This is a genomic window from Chitinophaga sp. RCC_12 (assembly GCF_041360695.1).
Classification (GTDB): domain Bacteria; phylum Bacteroidota; class Bacteroidia; order Chitinophagales; family Chitinophagaceae; genus Chitinophaga.
This window is the reverse complement of record NZ_JBFUPS010000004.1, coordinates 73,523-91,792: the sequence shown is the minus strand read 5'-3', so window position 1 is coordinate 91,792 and position 18,270 is coordinate 73,523. Positions and strand designations below refer to the sequence as shown.

17 protein-coding genes are annotated in these 18,270 nt (G+C 41.4%); 10 read left to right on the top strand and 7 right to left on the bottom strand.

The window, feature by feature from the left end:
- Positions 1 to 409 precede the first annotated feature (409 nt).
- Positions 410 to 757 carry a hypothetical protein gene (locus tag AB6805_RS13660; protein WP_370909978.1) on the top strand — a complete coding sequence of 116 codons (348 nt, stop codon included), beginning with the start codon at positions 410 to 412 and terminating at the stop codon, positions 755 to 757.
- Positions 758 to 792: 35 nt separating this feature from the next.
- Here the strand turns inward: AB6805_RS13660 and AB6805_RS13655 are convergent, their stop codons facing one another.
- The 6 genes from AB6805_RS13655 to AB6805_RS13630 form a co-directional block, all read right to left on the bottom strand.
- Positions 793 to 2,238: a TlpA family protein disulfide reductase gene (locus tag AB6805_RS13655; RefSeq protein WP_370909977.1), complete on the bottom strand. Its 1,446-nt coding sequence runs from the start codon at positions 2,236 to 2,238 to the stop codon at positions 793 to 795.
- Positions 2,239 to 2,251: 13 nt separating this feature from the next.
- The gene (locus AB6805_RS13650; RefSeq protein WP_370909976.1) at positions 2,252 to 3,646 is read right to left on the bottom strand and encodes a RagB/SusD family nutrient uptake outer membrane protein; all 1,395 of its coding nucleotides are present in this window, start codon (positions 3,644 to 3,646) and stop codon (positions 2,252 to 2,254) included.
- Between the two features lie 9 nt (positions 3,647 to 3,655).
- On the bottom strand, positions 3,656 to 7,258 hold the full coding sequence (locus AB6805_RS13645; RefSeq protein WP_370909975.1) for a SusC/RagA family TonB-linked outer membrane protein: 3,603 nt from the start codon (positions 7,256 to 7,258) through the stop codon (positions 3,656 to 3,658).
- 30 nt (positions 7,259 to 7,288) lie between these two features.
- Entirely contained in the window at positions 7,289 to 8,542 is a 1,254-nt protein-coding gene (locus AB6805_RS13640) for a FecR family protein (RefSeq protein WP_370909974.1), read from the bottom strand.
- Positions 8,543 to 8,636: 94 nt separating this feature from the next.
- Complete coding sequence (locus AB6805_RS13635) at positions 8,637 to 9,230, bottom strand: RNA polymerase sigma factor (RefSeq protein WP_370909973.1); 594 nt, start codon at positions 9,228 to 9,230, stop codon at positions 8,637 to 8,639.
- A gap of 151 nt (positions 9,231 to 9,381) precedes the next feature.
- On the bottom strand, positions 9,382 to 9,783 hold the full coding sequence (locus tag AB6805_RS13630) for a hypothetical protein (protein ID WP_370909972.1): 402 nt from the start codon (positions 9,781 to 9,783) through the stop codon (positions 9,382 to 9,384).
- A 136-nt stretch (positions 9,784 to 9,919) separates the two neighbouring features.
- On the opposite strand from AB6805_RS13630, the gene AB6805_RS13625 reads away from it, so the two are divergent.
- The 3 genes from AB6805_RS13625 (at position 9,920) to AB6805_RS13615 (ending at position 12,785) form a co-directional block, all read left to right on the top strand.
- Positions 9,920 to 10,783, top strand: coding sequence for a LytTR family transcriptional regulator DNA-binding domain-containing protein (locus AB6805_RS13625; protein WP_370909971.1), 864 nt, complete (start codon positions 9,920 to 9,922; stop codon positions 10,781 to 10,783).
- A 340-nt stretch (positions 10,784 to 11,123) separates the two neighbouring features.
- Positions 11,124 to 11,972: an RteC domain-containing protein gene (locus AB6805_RS13620; protein WP_370909970.1), complete on the top strand. Its 849-nt coding sequence runs from the start codon at positions 11,124 to 11,126 to the stop codon at positions 11,970 to 11,972.
- A gap of 27 nt (positions 11,973 to 11,999) precedes the next feature.
- Positions 12,000 to 12,785, top strand: a complete 786-nt coding sequence (locus AB6805_RS13615) for an RteC domain-containing protein (protein ID WP_370909969.1) — start codon at positions 12,000 to 12,002, stop codon at positions 12,783 to 12,785.
- 12 nt (positions 12,786 to 12,797) lie between these two features.
- On the opposite strand, the gene AB6805_RS13610 is transcribed toward AB6805_RS13615, so the two are convergent.
- Positions 12,798 to 13,232 (bottom strand): hypothetical protein, encoded by a 435-nt coding sequence (locus tag AB6805_RS13610; protein ID WP_370909968.1) that lies wholly within the window; start codon positions 13,230 to 13,232, stop codon positions 12,798 to 12,800.
- A gap of 114 nt (positions 13,233 to 13,346) precedes the next feature.
- Between AB6805_RS13610 and AB6805_RS13605 the strand changes: the two genes are divergently transcribed.
- From AB6805_RS13605 to AB6805_RS13580, 6 genes are all read left to right on the top strand, one after another.
- A complete protein-coding gene (locus AB6805_RS13605) occupies positions 13,347 to 13,769 on the top strand; it encodes a hypothetical protein (RefSeq protein WP_370909967.1) in 423 nt (140 codons plus the stop codon).
- Between the two features lie 126 nt (positions 13,770 to 13,895).
- Positions 13,896 to 14,168, top strand: coding sequence for a DUF4134 domain-containing protein (locus AB6805_RS13600; RefSeq protein ID WP_370910407.1), 273 nt, complete (start codon positions 13,896 to 13,898; stop codon positions 14,166 to 14,168).
- A gap of 12 nt (positions 14,169 to 14,180) precedes the next feature.
- Positions 14,181 to 14,537 carry a hypothetical protein gene (locus tag AB6805_RS13595; protein WP_370909966.1) on the top strand — a complete coding sequence of 119 codons (357 nt, stop codon included), beginning with the start codon at positions 14,181 to 14,183 and terminating at the stop codon, positions 14,535 to 14,537.
- A gap of 293 nt (positions 14,538 to 14,830) precedes the next feature.
- A complete protein-coding gene (locus AB6805_RS13590) occupies positions 14,831 to 15,385 on the top strand; it encodes a hypothetical protein (RefSeq protein ID WP_370909965.1) in 555 nt (184 codons plus the stop codon).
- A complete protein-coding gene (locus AB6805_RS13585) occupies positions 15,385 to 15,720 on the top strand; it encodes a DUF4133 domain-containing protein (protein WP_370909964.1) in 336 nt (111 codons plus the stop codon). Before AB6805_RS13590 ends, AB6805_RS13585 begins: the two co-directional genes overlap by 1 nt.
- Before the next feature lie 14 nt (positions 15,721 to 15,734).
- Positions 15,735 to 18,266, top strand: coding sequence for a TraG family conjugative transposon ATPase (locus AB6805_RS13580; protein WP_370909963.1), 2,532 nt, complete (start codon positions 15,735 to 15,737; stop codon positions 18,264 to 18,266).
- Positions 18,267 to 18,270 lie beyond the last annotated feature (4 nt).

Below are 18,270 nucleotides of genomic sequence, written 5' to 3'. Positions count from 1 at the left end.
ATTTAAATTTAAATCGAGCCAGGTAAAAACAGCGGATATTTCCTTGACTTGTGACCCAACAATTACTTTAACTCAACCTACAGTGAGTTTCACTTGCACAAGCCACTAAAACTGGCAAGGTAAAAATTCAAATCTGCGGTAAGCTGAAATCGGTACCAGCTTACCGTGATTTGAAATATAAATGGAAACCTTTACTTGGCCCTCACTTGATTCCTATCCTCAAATATTACTATTGTTACCCACCTCTTCATTATTATAACCTATACGCATAAACGAAATTACATATTTCATCCGAATTGCATTACTATAGTTTATTCATTTGTAACCAATTTATTCACAGGTTCTTAAAGGCATTGGTGACAGCAGTGCGATGACCAACACATTTTTTAACCTCAAAATATAACCAATTATGAAATCCATTAAAATTTTGTTAGCCACAGTATTTGTATCTGCTTCCTCCTTGGCTTTTGGTGCCGGACCTAAATCTGATACCAAAGAGAATGAAACTGTGAATGAAACCTCCATTTCGCCTTCAGAAGCCAAATCTCAAACTACAGCGTTTATTTATTATGTGGTAAGCCGGGACGATGATGAAGGTACTTACCAACTGTCAACAACCTCTCAACCTGGTTGTGGTTTAAGCGGCCCCGATCCTTGCCAGATAACAACCACACTCGCCCATCCATCTATGGAAATTTCTCAAAGCGATGTGGACAATGGAGTCGGTGTTACTGTAAATACCAAAAGGACGTTATAATCCTAAAACTACAGGGGTTTTCAACCCCTGTAGTTTTATTCAGTTTTGTTTAAGACAGCCTCAATGCTCGTTAAAAAAGTTGGTAGGCGGTAAAGTGCCTCAACATCAAATAATGCAATCTTCCCATTCTTATCGGCAACAAGAACTGTCGGAACTTTTCCAATATTAAAGTCATCGATGATCTTGCAGTATCGGTCTGTAGTAAAAAGATTTGTAGTACTTGCAGAAGCATAAAGCCCTTCCTTAACCCCTTTTTTGGAACGGTCCTTAAAATCACATCCTATCGAGATAAAGACCACCTGGTTATTACCCTTGTATTTTAGCTCTGCTTTACTTATAACACTATCATACAATGCGCGGCATGGCCCGCAACCGTATGTCCAGAAATCCATAATGACAACTTTACCCGCAAAATCAGCCAGAGACCTTGTCGCCCCGTTTAATGTTTCCAACTGATAGCTATAAATACTCTTTTTTGATTTAGCTTTTAAGTGGTCCAACTCCCCCCTGGACTCCTTGTCGGTTATTTTTTTATCTGCCAAAGCGATTAAGCTATCCATTTGGTTGGGGTTTTGTCCCTGACAAAGTGTATATACAAACAATTTGTCTCTTAACGCTTTGTTGGAAATTTCCCCGATGTGACCGAAAATCCAATCCATATCGATTTTGGACGTCGCGTTAAAACTATCAAACCGAAATTTCTTATATAAATACACTAGGGAAAAATAAGATTCTGTTATGCCCTCACTTGAAAGGCTTATTGCATCACTTAAATCAAACCCTGCTGATATAGCTCTGGAATTGCTTTCATGTTTGGCTCCAACGTAGAACATGGGATTATTTGCAGCCCTCTGAAATATAAGGTCAGCCTTCATTACGTCATAACTAAGACCTGACACTTTATCTTTCATTTGTTTGAGTACCTCTGATTTCCTGTTGTCAAGATCCCTGGTAAAAAAATAATCACCTGGTTTCAATCCTGATTTGACAACTCCGCTCTTCTGATACATCAGTATGTTTCTCAGGTTGTATTTTTCAGCGCCTCTACCAGAAAAGTCATAGCTGGAATTTATTCCTGTAAGTGCTGAATTTTGTTTATTCGATAACTTTAAAGTAACACTGTCACCAATTTCCCAAAAAAACTTTTCTGTTATTTCTCTTTTATCCCCATAGCCTTCAGGGGTGCGTAAGTACAATTGCCAATATCCGCAGGTTTGACTAACAGGTATTTGAAATTGGAAATTACCATCACCCCTACTGATGGATGGATATATTTTAAGGGAACCTGTATTATAAACATAAAACCTATTAATAAGGACAAGTTCTAACGTATCGTATTTGTTGCCTTGCGAAAAATTAACAACAAGGTTAATATAACCCGCAGTTGGGGCTTGCGTAGTAAGTGTTTCGCCAGCACTGTGGTACCAGATCTGTAGGCAGATTATAGCTAATATGGCTGTTCTGATTATTCTCGGTTTCATATACTTTCGGATTTTAATTTCTTGGATTCTGTTCAAGCCCACTAAGCTGTATTTCTTCATCAGGGATAGGTAATATGTAATTAAGACTGGTGGGTAACAATCGGTAGGTCTTACCATTTACCTTACGTTCAATTGTTATTGCAAATTGGTTTTCTGTATTTAGCCGCCTTAAATCCTCCCATCTGATATTAGCAGTTAATGGCAATTCCTTCCGCCGCTCCTTGAGTATCAAGGTTAACACACTATCAGGATTGTTCGCAATTACAGGGGTAAAGGTTCCGGTTTTATAGCGGTTGACCAGTAGATAGTTTAGGTCTTTCATAGCTTCGGAAATTTTAGCCGTCCTCGCATATGCTTCCGACCTGATAAGGATTAGTTCATTATTAGCAATACCACAAAAATTATTATCTCCTCCACTATAGCTTCCCCTATATTTAAGTTTATCCGCACCCTCATTATCCTCAAAGAAATATTGCCTTCTCAGGTCATCCTGTTGGTAACTTTGATAAAGTTCTTTGGGTATATATTGAAAGGAATAGGTCGAGGGCCAGGTGGATGGGTAGCCACCCTGGCAATAGAACAGCACTTCTGGATTGCCCCTGCCAAAGACCGGAAACCTGTAGGTCTGGTCTAGTGAGACCAGATCGCTATTATAGTCCAGTAGTTTATTGTTTTTATTAAGGGCTGAATCTGCAAAAGCGATCGCCTGCCCATAGTTTCCCATATTGAGATATATCTTAGCCAGCAGGCCAAAGGCAGCGCGATTATTCGGCCTAAAATTGGTCTTTTGAAACTCAGGAAGCAACGCTGCTGCCAATCCGGCATCATGGATCAGTTGCTCAAAAAGATTCTCTACAGTTGAACGGGGATATAGTATATTGACATCAGAACTAAGTCTTATTGGTATTGCCGGATCATGAGATGCCGTTTGCCTCTCATATGGCTTGCAAAAAAGCTGCGCCAGGTTGTACAATGCCAGCGCCCGATGAAAGTAGGCCTGACCCAATACATTATTGTATGATGCATCTGTCCTGTCAGTTTTTATAATACCATCGAGTGCAACATTGGCGTATTCGATAGTTTTATAGGGCAAGCTCCAGTCATAGGACTGGTTAATGATCCAGATATCCTTTGCCCATACGTAGGCATTCTGCTCAATCTGAGATAGTGAGCCTAGGTTCTCATCTGGTATAACAAGATTATCGGTGCCAAGAAGGCCGATGGTCGGGGCTGAGTTGTTCATAACAACATAGTTATCCATCAGCGCCTGAAAGTCTTTTAGGGTTTCAGGGCGCACATCACTTTTGGAACGCTTTACATCCAGCCAGTCATTTTGCTTCTTACACGCAGATGAAATCAGCACCAGATGTAAAATCAATAGGGAATAGTAGTTTAATTTTGTTTTCATGATAAAAACTTAAAAGGTTGCATTAATACCAAAGGAGAATGAAAAAGGGGACGCTACCTCATGGCTCATCCCGGAGCCATAGGCATCAGGGTCAATGCCCTTTTTATTGGCCCTCCATATTATACCGAGATTGTTGGCGTAGCCATACACCTGCAATTTGTCAAGGACTTTGCTTACCTGTATGCCTTTAATAGCAACATCATAGCTAAGGCGAACATCCTGCAATCTGATATGGCTGCCATTTTCTACCAGGACTTCAGAATAGGTATAAAATGTGTTTCTTCTGGCATTTGCCGGGTATACGAGTGACGGGACCTCTGTTGTACGCTCATCACCTGGCTTTTGCCACCTGTAAGCATAATCAGCGTTACCGTAATAACTTAGCATATCAGCATAGTTTAACCTGATTGATGGCCTTCTGAAACAATAGTCCAGCTTGTATGCAATTATAACAGACAGTGAAAATCTTTTAAAGCTGATTTCATTACGGATGGAACCAAAAAATTTCGGCCTTGCAGATCCGTTAAAGACTAGACTGTCCGGATTGAAATTGTTGATTATGCCCGCATAGTCTTTGCTTTCCTTCCCATTAAGATAACCCCGCGGATCACCAGTTGCGCCATCAAGGCCGGCCCATCGATAACTGAAGATGCTATACAGTGGCTTACCTACAGCAGCTGCCAGGCTGGTTTGCAGAGAAGTTGAAGTTTGGGCGACATCATAGTGTGTTAACTTATCTGTGATAAAACTTGCCAGCAGTATCGTATTCCATTTTAAGGCTCCGTGTAAATTTGATGTCTGCAAGGTCAGGTCGATTCCCTTCGTCTGCGTGCTTGCCCGATTGCTCATAAAAGATGGGAAACCGGTCTGCGGGGAAAGCGGTGTCTTTTGCAACAGATCTAGACCTTGTTTTTCATAAAATTCTATGGAGCCACTAATAAGGTCCCCCCTGGTAGCAAAATCAACACCGAGGTTGACATTTCTTACTTTTTCCCAACGCAACTGTGGGTTAGGCGCCGTATTAACGGAGATATAAGGTAAGCCTGTTGGCTCGGCAACCCAGTATCCGCCGGTAAGATATGCAGAACCATTATTGACGTTGCCGTTGTACCCATAGGTGGCCCGTAACCGTAGGTAAGGTAACCAACCCATCTTATAAAAGCTTTCTTCACTTACCAACCATCCTATACCTGTTGACCATAACGGTGTTATTTTATCATTAGTCCGTGCACCGAAAATATTAGCCCCATCTTTTCTTCCGCTTATGGTAAAAGTATATCTGCCCTTATAACTGTAAGCAGCGTTGGCATAGTAAGAAAGGTACCGGTAAGTTGTACCATTAATGCCGCTTTCTGGCGCAGGGATCATTGCTGAACCGGATGGATTTAATGGGAACGCAGAAATATAATCTAAGGTGTTGTTTGCTGTTCCAAACTGATCATCGTAGCCGTATAGGGACCTTGCAAAACCTTCTGTTTCTAATTGTCTGATTTCAGTTCCAGCAATCGCTGTTATGTTATGACCAGCAAAACTCTGATCATAATTGATCTGTCCCCGAAGATTTTGGGCACGCATCTGATAGGATTCAGTACCAACAATACTTCCTAACGGCAAAATATAATTAATGGAACCTGTAGCATCATCATACTGAGCGAATTGGTTGATCAGGTTACGGGTATAATAAGACTGGAGCTTATGCAGGTTCCTGGAATCACTATTTTGCACCTGGTTCTGATAGTGTACCTCCATATTGAGAAAGGGCCGGATTTTATACTTAGCCCCAATACGAAGCACCATGTCCCTGACTGCGGTTTTGAAATCAGCATTTTTAATCTCATCCAGCGGATTATAATTCCAGTCCAGAAATCCCATGTCCGCGGTTTGTTGTATATAAGAAGGTTTATATCCTTTTATTATGTTCAGGTTCCTGCCCACTTCATCTTTGAGTTTTGCATAAGGGTATAGGTTACGGTATTTTGTATTAATCGAAAAGTCGCTTCCATAAAGGTTTTCAGTATTATTGAGTAGGGTACTGCTGCTGCTATAATTCAGGGCGGCTGAAACTTCGAGATTTTTTAACGGATAATAGGTACTTTGGCTGTTTACCGTAGTTCGGACAAAACCATTGCGGATAACATTGTCCCTGTTATTATCGTGGCCGAATGCCAGAGCATAAGAAACCTTCTGGCCACCACCCCTTAAGGCAATAGCGTATTGCTGGTTAAAGGCTTTTTGATAAACATAGTCATAAAAATCCTGGCGGACATTATTGCCCTGTAACCGTTCGATCTGTTGACTGGCTTCAGTTTCCGTAATCAATCCGGCCTTTCGCCGGGAAAGGATGTCTACTAATGGAGAAACCGGTGTCATTGCCGTAACATTGTTAAGATCCGAATTAAAGAATCCTTTATTAAACAGCAGGGTTTCTACATCAATGTAATCCTGGGTGCTCAGGTAATTTCTATCTTTGAAAAGGTCAGGTTTATTTTTTAGAGTAATGTTTGTATTTACCTCCACACTCATTTTTTCATTACGCCTTCCCTTTTTCGTAGTAACGACAATTACACCATTTGCCGAACGGGCGCCCCATATAGAGGCCGCTGCCGCATCTTTGAGCACAGTTATACTTTCAATGGTGTTGGGATTGATATTGGAAAGTTCCCCGTCGTATGCAAAAAAATCCACGACAATGAGCGGGTTCCTTGAACTGTTAATTGTGCTCTGTCCGCGAATATTTAAGCCGAGGTTTTTAGATTGAGGATCTGGCCCGCCAATAGTACCGATAGCTTGATTGTTAAACGAAACTCCACTGGCCATGCCATCTATCCTTTCAAGAAAGTTTGTAGTTGGCTTTCGACTTATTTCGTCGCTTTTAATCAACGCAAAGGAACCGGTTGCCCGTTCCCTTGCTATAGTCTGATAACCTGTAGATACAATACTGACAGCCTCAAGTTGGGTTTGCAATGGATCAAGACTAACCATAAGGGATTGCGATCCTACCTCACTCAGTCCGATTTCCTTTGGAGTATAACCTATATTACTAATGACCAGTGAATACCTAGGTAAAGTAGATAATGAAAACATTCCCGAAGGCCCTGTAGTTACACCAATGGCAGTCCCTTTAATCTTTACCGTTGCCCCGATTAGTGACATTTTACTATCAGCAGCAAATACCCGACCTGATACTAAAATTGTATCAAGGCCGGGCATCGCTGGCAGGTTGGTTTTAGGGTTTGGCAAAGATGTTTTTATGGGAACAATAGTGATATAAGACCCTTTAACTTCATAGGACAATGGCTGTCCGGCAAAAAGCTTATTCAATAAGCCATACAGCGGTACGGCATTTACCGAAAAGGTAACAGGTCTCGCACCTCGGATCGTTTCGTTTTTGTAAATAAAACTTATCGTATTGCCGCTTTGCTTTTCTATAGAATCCAATGCACTACCAAACGGATGATTTTTGAAAGTAAGTGTATAGAGGCTGGATTGAGCTTCGCTTGCTGTAGAATACAAGAAAAGTGGTAAAAACCAGACTATAAATGGTCTTACTTTTTTCCAATACAATTTCACCACCCTCCGATTAAAGGGTGTAGGGATGACTACATTTTTCATGACAATTAATTTTCTGCCCTCTGCGGCCTGTTATGGTTGATTTTCTGCTGCCCTGATTTTGCCGGGTAAAATGATCAGGTTCCTACCTTGAATCTTAAAAGTTGCCAAAGCCGAACTTTCCAGTACTGCCAGCACTTTATCTAATCGCTCGTTCCTGTTTATACGTGCTGTGAATCCCGCTGTTTTTTCAGCAAAGGATGGATCATAGACAATGTCAAGGTTATACCAACGGCCAATCTCTTCCAGTACTTCGGTAACCGGAGCGTTCCTAAACAGGAAAATGCTGCTTTTCCATGCTAAGCTATTTTCTGGATTTACTACAGATACTTCTATTGTGCCGTTACCGGTGCTGGCCATCTCTGCCGGCCTTATGATTTTATATTTATCCGCTGCCTGCACTGCTATCTTACCTGAAAGTAAAGTAGCCTGTTCGTATTGCTGCCCCGGATAAGACCTTATATTAAAGGCGGTACCAAGGACATGGATAGCCCCTTTGGAAGTATGGACTGTGAACGGGCTGCCGGCATCTGCGGCCACTTCCATATAAGCTTCACCGGAGATGCTGATTTGACGCTCGCTGGCAGAAAACCGGTCAGGGAAACTTAATTTGCTATCCGCATTAAGCCAGATTTTCGTCCCATCGGAAAGCCTCACAAAATAGGTCCCTCCTTTTGGTGTTTGCACTATCAGCTTTGTAGCCACTCCCTCGGAAGTACCTGGCCTGTCCAATATTAGCGCTCCATTTTTACCGGTTAACTTTCCGGATTCGGTAAAGAGGGTAGTATCGCCCAGAGGGATCGGTTTAGCTGAAGCAATTGAAAGTGTGGCCTTACTGGTGGCCGGTTCAATATAAGCGCCGGCTAAATCAGTTTGGGACAGGCGCCTGGTGTTGGAAAGGTCCGGTTGGAGTAACTGGTAACCTATCGCCAGGGTTATTAAAATCGTGACCGAGGCTGCTACGCTGTATAAAATCGTTCTGCGGTTAAATGGAAGGATACGAACTTTCCTGTTCTTTGATAGACGTTGCCAGCCGTTTGCAATATCAATCTGGTTCATCTGTACCAGCTCCCGTTCCCGGAAGTCTTCGTTGTAGATTTTCTCAACTAATTTCCGGTTAGCTTCATCATCATTTACCCATTGCTCCAACAGTGACTTCTCCTCTGTCGAGAGCTCCTGTCCGAGAGCTTTACGGCCAATTAATGTCCCTAACTTCAAAGTATGTTTTATTTGGTCCTTCTCCTTCATAATGCAGATTTCCCTATCGGGTAAATAAGAAAACAACACCGATGGAAGTTTCCTCGCAATTATTTATGAACCAGTATTAAATAGTCAAGATTTTATTAAAGGCGACCCAAACAGGATAAAATGATACCAGCCACTATAGACTGCCCAAATGCAGAATATAGAGTAAGGCGAGAAAATTTTTCTTTGAAAGTGTTTTCTGCAGCAGCTGGATTCCCCTTGCTTTCTGATTATCAACGGTGCTTTGGGGCAGTCCCAATTTTGCGGCTATTTCCGTATTCTTTAACCCTTCATTAAAGGCAAGATGCAGCACCCGTTTGTAATGTTCCGGGAGACCGGAAATGGCGGTCCTGATTTCTAACAAGGCTTCGGTGGCGATTATTTGACCGATGATATTGGGATCTTCGTAGCTACCCTGAGCGCTACCCCAATCGGTTTCCCGCCTGATCCGGCGCTGTTCCCCTTTTATATGGTTCAGGCATCCATTGCGGATTGAGATATAAAGAAAAGATTTAATGGCTACCAAGGAATCAAAACCTTTGTGCCGCTGCCATAGTTTCAAAAAACTATCACCGGCAATTTCTTCTGCTACGGATAGATCACCTGTGATCTTTAGGGCAAAATAACATAAAGGCTGATATAGGTACTCAAATAACATACGAAAGGATGATTCATCCCCACGCCTTAGGGCCTCTATTGAAAAGCCCGAAATAATATCCCCATTACTCATTATACAGATTATAATGTACAATAAACCAGAGGCACATAATTGCCTCAATGCTTACAGGCAATATAGTTTAAAATCACCTGAAAGCATTGAGGGCTGTGTAATATAGGATTTGATTGTTCAGTTTATTTTACTTATTCACGCTAAGGCAATATCAAGGAAGGTCGATGGATCTGAAATCAATATTGATTGTTTGTAGGGCGCTGAATGAGTAATTTCCATTGGGTAGTGGCATGAACACACTCTCGCCATTTATTTCCAGAGTCAATTCTTTAGTCCTCCTTGGTGGATCATACTTTACCGGCTTGGGAACTACAATAGTACCTTTTGATATTACCGTCGATGATATTAGCCCTGCCCAATAAACGAGGACTCGTTCTGGCACCGTATCAAGATAACTTTTTTGATCTGCGGTAAAAATAAAATTCGCCGATAACCAAGCTGTCAAGTCAAAACTAATACTCTTTGATATAGCCAGCAAAGCTGCGTCCGGTAAGGCATAAAGTTCCTGTAGCTTTAATTGAACGCCCGCTTGGGTAAAAGGTTGTTGGGTCATGGTATATATTAATTGGGTTAAAAATCTTCGGCAATCAATGCAAATAAATATACCAAAACCATTGTGGGCTTGCAAGAAAAATATTATTTAATTATATTTATTATAAACCATTAATTAACCCATTACAAGTAGCTAAATGGAAACTCATCGTTATGAAAAGCCTTATCAATACAGGGATGGTTGGATAAGGTTTGCAATTTCTATAATTGCCGCCCATATTGTAACCGAGTACGGGGGAAGGGAATCTTGGTATAAGAGAATATTCACCGCTGACTATTATCAGGAATTCGGATCGACTTTAATTATAACTTTCCTTATAACTTATCTAGTATTTAAAATCACCTCCTTTCTTGACCAACGCTTTGACTGGAATGAAAAGACCCTGGTCAGGTTTATGATGCAATTGCTCTTAGGTCTTGTTTTACCGTCAGTTATAACATTTTTGCTGGCTGCGCTATATTTCTATTTATACGGGGCAAATATCCTTGATTATAACTACCACCTCTATGCATTTCCATTTATTGTTTCCCTCATTGCCATTTTTAATATCTATTACCTAGTCCGGTACCTGCATGCCGATAAGCTTGCCTATAAGCATCAGCTTGAAAATCAGAATACAATTGAAACTCCAGATTTAAATCAGCCATCACAGGAAACACAAGCCAAAGCCGCTATCACCATTCATACACCAACTGGAAGTTTCCAAATGCCGGTTTCCAATATTGCCTATTTTTACCGAACCTCCGGACGGGTCTATGTTCGATCTTTTATGGGAACTGATCAGCTTGTCGCCCAAAGCCTTGATCAAATTGAGCAAATGCTAAACAATAAAAGTTTTTTCCGCGCTGCCAGGCATGTTATCGTAAATCACAAAGCCATTGTTCGCTATTTTCCTCTGAATTTCGGCAAAATAGGTATTGAGCTCAAGCCGCCTTTCAAAGAGGAATTAAACGTAAGTAAGCTCCAAGCCAGGGAATTCAAAAACTGGTTCAATTCCTAGCGGATTTCTGCAAAATGGCAACGGATATAAATTTTAATAAAATAAAAACAGCGGGTTTAATTAGGTTTGTCGCCTTTATAACTGACACAATACAGACTATAATTGAGTAGAATCCGAAAGGTTGCATCGTGATACTTGGAATATTTTTTAAGAGCATGAGATTAGCCCACCAACTGGCTCATTACAGAAAGCAGCTTGACATTCAAACCCTGAAATTTACCATTTCGCAATTATAAAAGCCCTGAAAATTTGTATTGACCTTGAGATTCCCCGTCTTTTGTATACAAATGTCCTATCCCGTTAACCTTCGAAACCATATCTGATTATTAAATCGTATCCTATGGTGCAATTTTGTAAAACGCTTTATGCTGAATTTCAGCATCAGCTCAGGACGCTAACTGAACAGGGTGACCCTATAATACAGATGGCCGATAAAGCCATCGGAGTATGCAACCTTTACCTAAGAAAACTAAAGGACTATATTTCTTCCTTTGAATTTGAGGACAAGGAGCAAGAGGTCGCCTTTTTTAAGGAAACCAAACCGATGTTTTTAATGGAATTAATTTATTACAAACGACTATTTGAAATTGAAGCTAAAACACCCATTGGCGCCAAACAATTACTGATAGAATATTATATCTCTCAAATAAATGAACTTAACATTTTCTTTGATAGAAATGAATTTTTGCTGCTTTATTATCATACAGAGAAGACCTATCTGGACCAATCCCTTTTTATAAGACAACCTGAAGAAATACCATTTTTGCCAGAGTACAACCTGGAATGTGACGATAAATTTGCCAATATTTATAGTTACAAATTATCAAAAATCCAAGCGCTCGAAAACCTTACAGTTTATCTTCAAGGCAGGATTGCTTCCCTGGAAAAAGGCGAAAATACCCACGGAGAAATAGAAAGCAAAATAAAAAAAGCACGCTGGGAAGGCAATAAGGCATCGTTCTACGAAGTAATTTTATCGCTTCACGAAGCAAGGCTAATCTCCGGCGATATTAAAACGGCCATGGAATACTTTGGTTTCTTTCTGGATATTAAACCAGGAAATTATTATGCCTATCAACAGGCCATGCGCCTGCGGAAAAAAAACATGACGCCAACGCTAGATCTTATGAAATCCTCGCTGCTGCACCAATGGGAAGAAACAGACCTACATCCCAAAGGCCGTAAGTAGGCTTTCGTTACCTATAAATCTGAAATTATGGCAAAGGACCCAAACACGTTGCTCAGTATGCTACATGCTGATATGAAGGCTATAGAATCCAACCACAACCTTTCAGCCTTAGAGATCGCCGATCTTGCACTCATCAAAACTGCAGGACATTTATTAAACCTGAAAGCGGCAATAAAGGTCATTCCGCTAAATAATGTTTGTGATCAAATACTATTTTTCAAAAAAATACAACCTGAGTATTTCAGTGCTCTACTTTACTACCATTACATTGCCCGACTCGAACGTGAAAAGGTTGCTGGTAGCTATAATGGACAGGTATTATATTACCAGCGTGCCATCAACCAAATAAACGTTTATCTTGCCGCAAGGCAGCCTTTCGTCACCTATGATAAACTTAAATGCACCTATCTGGACCACATCCTTTTCCGTCTCCCTCCTGATGAACTTTCTGTTTATCCTGACAACATAAATTTCCACTACGCCGAGTATTTTAATTTCTTCAGTTACAATCTCGCAAAAATATGGGCATACCAGCGGTTACTGCCATTTTTGACGAAGGCAGCAACTTATGGTTCAGCAAAATTTCCTCGTAAAAAAAGTAAAGACGCTACCATTCAAATAGAGCGAAGCAAGGTCTTGAAAGTAAATAAATCTCAGTTATCGGAAAGAGATGAAATTATACGCAAAATTGAATGGCTTGAGCTAAAAACAGAAACAAGCAATAATACCTTTTATGCCGTTACAAAAAAAGTTGCTTTAAGAAAAAAAAGCAATCGCGCTGGTATCGAATACATCATGTCGAAATTGACATAGTTCGGTTGATAACTATTTGAGGAAATGAATATAGGGTCTTAGTAAATTAACTATGGTCCTGGATTTGTATTCCGTAAAGCCCTCCTCCAATATGGTTTCTGTACTTAATTGCAGACCACCTTCATCTACCAGGTCATAGAATTCATCCTCGGCCTGATTTTGCTGCCTCATTCGCATAAAAATAGCGACCAGGTCAAATGAAATATTTGCTTCATTGGATAGCTGCTCAAAATTTTTGTAAGGCTTGAGATCAACCTTAAAAACATCAATAAATACTGTCGCGAGTTCTGCTTCGCTTACCTCCACTCCCATTAGGTCCTTTGCGTGTCCGTGCGCTACAGACAAGCCCGCCAGGACTTTGATAAACTCTAAAAAACGTTCAGGACTATGTCCCCAATCGGGATAGAAGTCAAGGACGATCATCAGCAATTCTTCACTTAGGGTCATAAAAGAAGATTAACAAAAAATAAAAATTAATTAGCTAATACGATAGATATACAAACAGAAAGGTGGCTGATACAACTTTGCTCTCATCATTGATACTATACAAAACTAAAAATTATGCTGAGCAATATCTCCTGGGCGGATTACTTTATCGGAGCAATATTACTGCTTTTACTTTACTACACAATCGTAGCAATTATATTTTATCGCGCCGAGATTTTCCATCTCATGCGCAATGTAAAGCCACTACCTGTAAAGATGGGGAAAATGGACGAAAGGTTGGCTGGTCCCACAATAAAGGACCTGAAACCGGTGGTGGCTGATATTAGGGCAATCCTGGAAAAGGCAGGCAATAACAAGGTCAACAAGGATGAGCTTTTGGGGCAGCTCGCCGATAGGTTGGCAAGCTATGACGGGTTACGTAATACTGCCTTCAGGATTGCCCTTTTAAATTATGTCGTTAATAATTCAGAACGTATTAGTGGGGTGGCTATTAGTGAGCAGGAGCTTGGAGTTGCCTTGGAGGGGCTACCCCGCTAATTTTTAAAACATAGACTGTACAGTAATTTAATATATGCATGGCCATGCACCTAACTTTTAAAAGGTGCATTTATGAAGGAAAGAGTATGTGGAAGAAAGCATTATATAACTGTTGCGGTTATTATAATGGTTGTAACAGTAACAGCAATTACCGTCAATGCGCAGGATGGAAACGCAGGAATTACAGAAGCAACAAATAAGGTTAAAGGATATTTCGCTACTGGTACCAACCTAATGTATGCCATTGGTGCTGTGGTAGGACTCGTGGGAGCAATAAAAGTTTATAACAAATGGAGTGCTGGTGAGCCAGACACCGCAAAAGTTGCCAGCAGTTGGTTTGGCGCTTGTATTTTTCTTGTTGTTGTTGCTACAGTTTTAAAAAGCTTTTTCGGAGTATAAAATGCAGTTCAAATGGAAAGACAAAGGCCCGTAGTTGATGTGAGAGGAACTGCATTCTATGTAGATGTCCTGCATGAGGATTTGCGGCAGAAGGGCAATGAAAAAAACCGCATCTCTTTTAATGCCTTCTACCAGGAAGGCGATGGTTATACCTTCCTCTATGATACGCAGCTGCTGAATACGCCGGAAGACCCCGCTACTATTTCAGAATATGGAGATCGGTACGTGTGGGTAACGCTGCCAGCATTAATGGAACTTGATCCGGTCGGTATAGCATTAAAATACAATATTCCACTGGAAGTGCTTTGCCCGGAACTTGCGGGGATTAATGTCGATGATGAAGATGAGCCGGAGCAGGACCTGTATTAACCAGTAGCTCCTTATTAGGGATTTGGATAAGAACCGGTAAAAAAGATTTGTTGGAAAAATGAAATGTTGCCATGGATAGACTTCCCACATACAGAATAAGGCAAGTGGATTTCATTGTGGACGTTCAATGCTGTATACTTAGGCATCCTTTGGATAGGAACATATTCTTTAACCTTAGTGGCAGAAATAGAAATGAGGACGGCACTTATACGGTAACTTATGACCTTCGCAATTTTCAATCAACAAAGTTTGTTAAGGGAAGTCTCAGGCAGCAAACAATAATGGTTCCCTCCATGGTAAAGCTTGACCCCGAAGCTATGGCCGCAAAGTTTAACCTTACTGTTGAGGACCTGCCAGAAAATGATGCCTTACTTCACTGTGACCGTTATCTGTTGGATCAACGTAAAGCTGGAAGGCTGCCGGTTATTTCCATTGAAGGCTCCGGGTTCTTCGTTGATTGGCAGAGGCGTTTGTTACTTCCATGTGATGACAATAGACATCCTGGATTGGATATTGAAAAAATGGTATTGGACCGTTCCTATACGCGCATGTTCTTTTTTTATGACCGCAATAAACGGCAACAAATTGAAATAAATCCTGCGATGACAACAGTTCCCGAAAATGTAGTAGGAATAGAGGTCCCTGCCATTGAATTTCTTGACCCTTATGCGCTGGCCTTGCAATATGGCTGGCAACAGCAAATGGGTTGGTTTGATCTGCATCCTGTACAGTTGAATTTGAAAGCAAGGACAGTGCCACTGGAACAGACAATTATACCGGACCTTGTCCGGTCCAATACCTCCCGACATCAAATGAAAAGGAAAAAAGGATTTGGATTATTGCGCTGATGGAAAGGATAAAATATACCATCAACAAAGGAGTAAATAGGCCCGTAGAATTCCGCGGCCTTAAGGGGCAATACATTTATACGCTTGCCATCGGCCTGGCTGTATTGCTTATTGCTTTCTCCATACTCTATATAGCAAAGGTGCCTGTCTACCTGCTGCTGCCGGTAATTGGAATAGCAGGGTTTGGTTTGTTTGCAGGTGTGTACCGGCTTAGTCACAGGTTCGGCGAACATGGGCTTATGAAAGCGCTCGCCCGCCGGCAGGTACCTTTTGCTATTTTTTGCCTTACAAGGAAGACTGTTAAAAAAATATCTGGAAAGGAAAGTGATAATTGAAAATGTGAAAACAGATGACTATTATATTGGTGCTGTGTGCGGTAGTATTTGCTGCCGTATTGCTTAAAGAATGGGAGTATAAAGAAAAGGAAAAAGATCTTGCTGAAATCTTTCCATTGTGGAAGCTGGAGCAAAATGCGATACTCAGTAAAAAAGGCGATATAACTATTGCCTTACAGCTGGAACTGCCAGAGATCTTTACGCTTTCCGATGAGGAATATGAAGCGCTGCATTTTGCATGGCTGAAGGCCATAAAAGTACTACCTCCCGGAACTGTGTTCCATAAACAGGATTGGTTTATACAGGAAAAATACAAGCCGGATTTTGCTACCGACAGTGAAAATTTTCTTAAGCGGAGCAGCGACCTGTTTTTCAATGAACGTCCTTTTCTTTCCCATCAGAGCTATGTATTCATTACCCTGAGTGCAAGCGATAGGAAAGCCGCTACCTCTGCGTTTTCCAGCCTGCTGAGAAAAACGATAATTCCGGCAACATCTTCCAGCGTAGTACTGAATCATAAGTTAAAGGATTGTATCGGTCAATTCAGTCGCATCCTTACAGATTCCGGCTTTATTAAAATATCCTTACTACCGGCTGCTGATATTTTAGGCACAGAAGATAAGCAGGGTATCATTGAAAGGTACCTGACCCTCTCCTCCGAGGGACATCAGCCTGTTTTAAAGGATATCACTTTCAAACCAAGCCTGAAAATCGGCAGCCAGCATTGCATGCTGTTTACATTGGCTGATGCTGATAAATTACCTGCCGTTTGCGCCCCCAGGGTCAACTACGAAAAATACACGACCGACCGCACCCGTTTTTCCGTTGGCTACAGCTCTCCTGTAGGCCAGCTCCTGCCGGTTAACCATATTTATAATCAGTACATGGTTATCGGCGATACTTCCAAAACCTTAAAGGACATGGAGGCCAAGCGCAGGAGGCTTCAATCCCTGAGTACCTATAGCCGGGAAAATACCATAAGCCGCGATGCAACAGCCGATTTCTTAAACGAGGCCGTATCCCAGGCCAGGACGCCAATACGCGCCCATTTTAACCTCCTTTGCTGGACGGACAGGGAAGATGATCTCAAAGAGATCAGAAACACTACTGCTTCCGCACTGGCTGCTATGGAAGTAATTGCACATGAAGAAACAGTAGGTGCGCCACAATTATGGTGGAGCGGCATTCCAGGCAACGAAGCTGAAATTCCGGATAATGAATGTTTTCACACTTTCGCCGAACAGGCAAGTTGCTTCCTGAACATGGAGACAGCATACCGTTCTTCTAAAAGCCCCTTCGGAATACGGCTTGGCGACCGACTCACAGGCGTTCCGCTACACGTCGACCTTAGTGATGAGCCCATGAAAACAGTGTGCACAAATCGCAATAAGCTGGTGGTCGGAGGCTCAGGATCTGGAAAATCGATGTTCATGTGTCACCTTGTACATAGTTATGTCCAACAGGGCGCACATTGCGTAATTCTTGATGTCGGTCATAGTTATGAAGGTGTATGTAAACTGCTTGGTGGCTATTATTTTACCTACCGGGAAGACAAACCCATAAAATTTAATCCTTTTTATCTCTCCGATGGTGACTACATGGATACGGAGAAGAAGGAAAGCATAAAAACTTTACTGGTAGGATTATGGAAACAACAGGATGAATCGTTTCGCAGGTCCGAATATGTTGCCATAAGTAACGCCCTGCAATCCTATTATAACTATCTATCTGAGCACCCGCAAATCTTTCCCTCGTTCAACTCTTTTTATGAATTCCTACAAACGCACTTTACTCATGAATTAGAAAAAGATAAAGTAAAAGACCGGGATTTTGACATCCACAATTTTCTGTATGTGCTGCGGCCATTTTATGCAGGTGGGGAATTTGATTATATCCTTAATGCTACTGAAAACCTGGATGTACTCCAGCAACCTATGGTGGTCTTTGAACTGGATGCATTAAAGGATCATCCCGTCCTCTTCAGTATAATAACGCTTACCATAGCAGAGCTTTTTATTTCTAAGATGAGAAAGTTAAAAGGCGTTCGCAAAGTAATTGTCATTGAGGAAGCATGGAAAGCCATTGCCAAAGCAGGTATGGCGGAATTTATTAAGTATTTGTATAAGACCGTAAGGAAACACTTTGGTGAGGCAATCACCGTTACGCAGGAAATAGATGATCTGGTCAGCAGTCCGGTTATTAAAGAATCGATCATTAATAATGCTGACTGCAAGGTCATTTTGGACTTGAAAAAATTTACCAACAAATTCGATGCTATCCAATCTGCAATGGGCATGACCGATAAGGGACGGGATCTTGTTCTATCACTAAACCGCGCCAATGAGCCAGGCAAGCAATACCGTGAAATATATATTGAGTTAGGAAACACACTGATGAAGGTATACCGCTTCGAGCCATCGCCAGAGGAATACTACGCCTACTCCACAGAACAAAAGGATAAGATGAAAGTACAGGAATATACGGAGCGGTATGGCGGCGATATTCGCCGCGGGCTGCGTGAGCTGGTTAAAGACCTTGCGGCTTAGTTGG